At 56.6% G+C, this 4,988-nt stretch carries 4 protein-coding genes; all 4 read right to left on the bottom strand.

What is annotated here, in order from left to right; genetic code table 11:
* Nucleotides 1–150: 150 nt before the first annotated feature.
* A complete protein-coding gene (locus ACZXDY_RS44645) occupies nucleotides 151–660 on the bottom strand; it encodes a sterol desaturase family protein (protein ID WP_464349855.1) in 510 nt (169 codons plus the stop codon).
* A 631-nt stretch (nucleotides 661–1,291) separates the two neighbouring features.
* Nucleotides 1,292–1,462, bottom strand: coding sequence for a hypothetical protein (locus tag ACZXDY_RS44640; protein WP_464349854.1), 171 nt, complete (start codon nucleotides 1,460–1,462; stop codon nucleotides 1,292–1,294).
* A gap of 1,339 nt (nucleotides 1,463–2,801) precedes the next feature.
* A complete protein-coding gene (locus tag ACZXDY_RS44635) occupies nucleotides 2,802–2,993 on the bottom strand; it encodes a CsbD family protein (protein ID WP_130231261.1) in 192 nt (63 codons plus the stop codon).
* 991 nt (nucleotides 2,994–3,984) lie between these two features.
* Nucleotides 3,985–4,392, bottom strand: coding sequence for a hypothetical protein (locus tag ACZXDY_RS44630; RefSeq protein WP_464349853.1), 408 nt, complete (start codon nucleotides 4,390–4,392; stop codon nucleotides 3,985–3,987).
* Nucleotides 4,393–4,988: the final 596 nt, after the last annotated feature.

The raw sequence follows: 4,988 nt of genomic DNA, 5'->3' as shown, positions 1-4,988 counted from the left end.
GCACGATCGGAAATCGTCTGCTTATCGGGGTAGATCGGAAGTGACTGGTCGACCTTCCAATCGGCGCTTTTGACCCACAACGGACATGCGTCACGTAGAATTCCCGCCCTTTAGAGTCCTGTTGAACTGAAATATTAGAGTCGTCTGATGCTATGCACTGGCATCCGGCCTTCGATAGGTGCCGAGAAGCCTATCCCAGAAGAAGTGGATCACGGCAAAATTTTTGTTCGCGTGCCGGTGATGAATGAAGTGCAGCTCTTGCATCCGTCTGAACCACGCAAATCGCTGAAGCCGCGATCCCTCCACGTGGTATTCTTTATCAAAAAAGACGTGCGCATAAAACGATGCCGCGCTTACAATGACCATCGTCACAAAAAGACTGAGCGGCAGCAGGAAATAAGCGCATCCGCCGACGAGAAACAAAGGGATAAAGAAAAACGGTGTGTTGTTGCCCTCGTCACCGAGGTAGGTTCGTGAGACGAGATGATCTTTGGAACAATGGGTGTGATGGAAGTCGATGTGATTATGAAAGAATCGGCCGCCCATGGGATGGTGGCCGAGTTTATAATGCATCACCGTCTGCGCAAATGACATAATCAAATGCGTAGCGATGGCGGTCAGGAGAAAGAGCGGGACGTCAAGAAGTAGCCACGATGTCATTGAAGCATCAGCCTTCCGTCGTTCCTAAAGCTATTGTAACGCACTTTGCCTGCGATTGGCGCATGGGACGGCGCTCGTAGTCAGCTATTTTTCGGCCCTTAACGCAAAGCGTCGTAACCCCCGCTCCTAGCGGTTCAATCCGGCCGTCGTTTACGCGTCTACACGGGGCGCAGCTCGGGATCTGGCACCTTTGAGACATGCCGACCGGCTCCTGGATTGTCCGCTTATTGGGGGCAGACCGGAGGTCACCGGCGCAGGGTCAAAGTGACGCGATGGTGAGAGGGACGGGGTGTCGAGCGCACGCATCTATGCTGGCTTTCGCTGAGGGGCAGATACCGACCAACGTATGATCAGGCGGTGCCGGGCCATCAGTGGTTGCAGCTAATAGTCCCGCAGAGCGGCGTAACGCCCGCCGGCCTTTCTCTTTTGAGGATGCGATGACGTTCAGCATTCATGCGAGGAAGGAGGACGGGAAACCGTCGTTGCGAGCCACGTCAGTCCAATGCTGGCGGTTGCGAAAGCTCGCACCTAGTTAGGGCCGGATGGCGGGTGCAGATCACCGACGAGTACGGCAAGATATTTCAGCCTAACAGGTTCGAGGAGCTACTCAGATTTGACCGAAAGCCTCCGATCAGGTTTTGAGCTTCCGCGCTGCTTCGGCGTCGCGAGCCAATCGCTCCGCCTTTAACCGCTCGCGGATTGCATGGAACGCCTTTTGCGTGCGTTCATACTCGGCCATCGCTACCTTGACGTCCGCCTCCTTGAAGGCCTTTCGTGCCTTACGCAAGGCCGCGGTGGGCACCTGACGTCGTATGTGTAATCCCTCATTTCCTCCTCCTTTTGCGTTTGCTCACCACGCAATTTTTTGTCGGTGGGTCGAAAGTCGCATCGGAGTTTCCCGGGAATTCGAGGCCTAATTTGCCCTTTTGTGTTTACGTCGGCGAGTGCAAATCGCCTTGAAGCCAGCGTCCAAGAGCCTTGGACTTCATAGGATCTTCATACGCGGCCAGGGCCGTAACTACGTGATTGCAGACAGCACATTTGAACGTATGCAAGTCGACGCCTGGGCGTGCTGGCTCGATGCTGGTAAGCATCATCTCGGCCTTGCACTTCGGACAGGCGGGACGCCCAAATGCAACCGGCGGAATGGCGGACGACATGCGTTGAGATTGGGGCATATGATGCCTCCCCTCGAATAGGCGGGAGCGCAACACTCTCTGTCACCGGTGGATGCCCGTGGTGCGTCGGTGATCGAGCTATATGGATCCCGATCGAACCGAATAGCCAGTTAATTCGTGTTCGGTTGCCGAATTAGTGGTTACAGAGCGATTCAAGGGCCAAAACAGGAGCCAGCGCGCCATCCGCGCGCGATCAGGACACTAAATATATCAGATTGGGACGGAACGATTCACCTTGCGCTGGTCTTGATCCTCAGCAATCGGCGATTCTATCTCCGAAAGCCAAGCCACCGACCGGTCGACATTTTGCCCAATGCCCGGCGGGAGGTCTCAAACGGCCTCAGATGTGCGCACACTGAGGCCGTTTTGCTTTGTTCGATGACCCATCTGCGACATTGGGCAGCACTCAAGAAAGTGCACGATCTCACTTGATCGGCGGAATGGTTCGCCCAGTGGCGGCGATGTCCTGAGCCTACGCGCTTATGTTCAACTGCCGCAGCACGTCAGCGATGAGTTGCTTCACGTCCTGATGACCACCGTTGTTGAAGGGTGATGCGCGTGCCTTGTCCGTCGGGCAGTGGTGTGGCGGTCACGATCCTATCCGTTTTGATGACGATGGGCTGATCGTCCGGTTGCGTGAACTGCACGAATGCCATGAGAGATCGATCTGCCTGTTGGGCGCGCGAGCCGCGCGCGGCGCCCAAAACCTGCGACGCGCGGGCGTCAAGGTCAAGCCTGTGTACCGAAAACGTAAAGGCGAGGCGCTTCAAATGGCTTGCGGCGTTTGTACCTCCACCCGATGCGCCGCCCCGCTTCCTGGTGAGGGCAGCACTCATCTACGCGGTTGCGGAATGACCGGTGTTGGCCCTTTGCGTCGATCTGCCGCGAGCGCTGCAACGTCCGATGTGGAAGGTAGACCGGACTACGTCGAGAGCGGCTAGTTCCTGGTTTTCCCTCTTGTGCTTATTTTTTGAGGGCGCCAGCGGCGTCCCGCGCTGCATCCTTCACATCTCCGGCGGCGTTGTGTGCGGATCCCTTAGCCTTGTCGATCTTGCCTTCGGTTTCCATCTCCTTGTCGCCAGTGAGCTTACCGGCACCTTCTTTAATGGCGCCTTTTGCCTTGTCGGCAGCGCCCTTCACATGTTCGCGATCCATAGTCGTGTTCCTTTTGCTGTGCGGAAGACCAGCACAACGAAAGAGTTACGCAGTGGTTCCTCGGAGAACAAGCACGGGTCCGGCCCTGCACACGAAGACCTCTGAATTTGGCCCTTGGCTGCCATCGCGAACGCGAGGAGTAGCTCAGCTACCGGGTCGAAGCGGTCCAAGATGTGCTGGTCCGCCAATTCCGAATCTGTGAAGGGTTTCGGATGCCGGCCGCTGGGGGGACGGCGCCGCGTGCTCGGCGGCCGGCGTCCGAAAGCCTCCAAAGGAGGAAACCGCGCTGGGGGGATGTAGGACGATGCCGCGTGATCGAGCTAAGTCGCGTCAAACAACCCTCAGACGATCAGTAAGGTCGTCTATGGGGATTTAATGTTTGGCGGCACCTGTACTTTCAATGGCTTGGCCGTAGTAAAATACCACACCACACAATCTAAACGTGAGTTCCTCGATATTCGAATCTCATGAGGCAAACTGATCTCTATCGATCTGGAAAGCCCCCGGAGCTACTGAGCAGAAACTGTTTCGAGTTGCTCGTCAAGAGCATCACCGCATTTGTAACTCTGCTTGCGTCGAGATTCCTTGACTGGGTCCAACGAGCGCGATGGTGCACACAATCACGGTCGAGAATGCCGGGTTCAAGTTGGCTCTTGTGCAATGGGGGTGCTCCGCCACGAACTTCCAGATCAGCACGTCCTCGATCATCGGATCATCGCCAGCAACGGGCTAATTGCACCGCTCGTCACGATGAGCTGTCGCCTATTGCTTCGCGGTGTCGCCAGCCGCGGCGTTCTACCGCGCGAGCGGTTTAGTCCTGTGGCCCTTTTCGGGCATGCCGGTTACCTTGGTCAATGTCTCTTCTCGCGGGCAAAGCGGAGGTGACCCGAGCCGACGGCGACTTCCGAGTTTGACTCCGAACATCTCGCGGATGGCGCCTCCTTGAGTACGCCATCCGCACCAGCAATTGGTCTCTTACGAAGAAACGAGCCTAAGCCTTCAGGTCCGTGATCCGCATGATTGCGACCAGGTTCCCGTCATTGTGCGCCTGCTCTTTTGTTTCCTTGTTGCAGGTCCAGACAAAGTTCTTCTTGGCCGTGAAGGTTTTTCCCTCCTGCTCGATCCGAAGCTCCCCCTCGGGGATATGGCAGATCATGGCATTCATCATCGGGGGGCCCATAGTTTTCGATCCCGGTTGCATGATGACATCGCGCATTGAGACGGTCCTAAAACCGGGGATGAGGGATGGTGTCTCGCCATCGTAAGCACGCACCACGACACCGGGCCACGGCGTCGTATCCTTGTAGCCCGTGGTTTGAGCTACGGCGGGCTTCATCATACCGGCCGAAGCCGCTGCCAACCCGATTGCCAGTGCTGACCTTCGATCAATTTTGTTCATCGTTTTTCTCCCGAGGTTACGCAACGAGCCGCCGCAGAAGCGGCGCGCGCACTTCGTGGTGAATGGTGACGAAACCGAAAAAGGTGCGGTCTCTTAAGAGAGTATGCCTGCCGATGGCACCCGTGTTGCTCGTTCGCCCGAACGGCGATTTCGGCACGTCCCGCTCGGGGGCAACTAACGTTCTACGCCACCAGATGCGCCTTAGAAACAGCTAGTTCCGACCAAAGATCCGATTGGCGCCTACTGTCCAGAGGCGGCGACTGCGGCTCCCAAGAATGTCCGGGATTGGCCCGACGCTGCCTAGCTCAACACTCGTCCAAGCGTCGGCTCTCAAGTGCAGACCGGACGCGGCGCGCAAGGATCCGGACCGCCGATTTTGACCCTGGCTGTGTAAAAACGTGAAAGATCGAAACGCGGTGAGAATTACATTCTTCAGTTCGCTCTTTAAAATTGAGTGCGCTTGCGAGTTTAAGCGCTAAGAGAGTTTTGGACGAACAACTTCTTCTATCCCCACAAGCGTCGTCTCCCTCCGGTGAGGGCCGCCTTGTCGGGTTAAGACGAGTGCTGTGTAACAGCCCTTATGGACAGCAATAAGT

This window comes from Bradyrhizobium sp. LeoB3 (assembly GCF_055456055.1).
The sequence above is the reverse complement of the archived record's forward strand: the minus strand, read 5'-3'. Positions and strand labels throughout refer to the sequence as shown.

Coding starts and splice junctions, on each gene's coding strand:
- ACZXDY_RS44630 (WP_464349853.1), bottom strand. CDS start 4,392: ATGAACAAAATTGATCGAAGGTCAGCACTGGCAATCGGGTTGGCAGCG.
- ACZXDY_RS44635 (WP_130231261.1), bottom strand. CDS start 2,993: ATGGATCGCGAACATGTGAAGGGCGCTGCCGACAAGGCAAAAGGCGCC.
- ACZXDY_RS44645 (WP_464349855.1), bottom strand. CDS start 660: ATGACATCGTGGCTACTTCTTGACGTCCCGCTCTTTCTCCTGACCGCC.